We start from the raw sequence: 407 nt of genomic DNA, 5'->3' as shown, positions 1-407 counted from the left end.
GCGCTGGACAGCTGATCACCCTCATCCCCACTCCCCACGGCCGCTCGGAGCCCTCCGGACGGCCCCGTTGAAAGGAATCACCATGAGCGCAGCCAAGGACGTCACGGACGCCACCTTCCAGGCGGAGGTCCTGGAGAACTCTAAGCCCACCATCGTGGACTTCTGGGCTGAGTGGTGCGGCCCGTGCCGCCAGCTCGGCCCGGTCCTCGACGCACTGGCCGCGGAGCACGCGGACCAGGTGGACGTGGTGAAGGTCAACGTGGACGACAACCCCGCGATCGCGTCCCAGTACGGCATCACCTCCATCCCGGCCGTCTACCTCTTCGCCGACGGCGAGGTGGCCAAGACCTCCATCGGCGCCAAGCCCAAGTCCGCCCTGGAGAAGGAATTCGCGGAGTACCTCACCC

1 protein-coding gene is annotated in these 407 nt (G+C 67.3%); it reads left to right on the top strand.

Annotated features, from left to right (window positions below; genetic code table 11):
* Positions 1–82 precede the first annotated feature (82 nt).
* Positions 83–407, top strand: a 325-nt coding sequence (gene trxA, locus D9R02_RS11930; protein ID WP_121566964.1) for a thioredoxin, incomplete at its 3' end; no start/stop codon positions are given.

The organism is Kocuria rhizophila (assembly GCF_003667225.1).
GTDB lineage: Bacteria > Actinomycetota > Actinomycetes > Actinomycetales > Micrococcaceae > Kocuria > Kocuria rhizophila.
The sequence above is the reverse complement of the archived record's forward strand: the minus strand, read 5'-3'. Positions and strand labels throughout refer to the sequence as shown.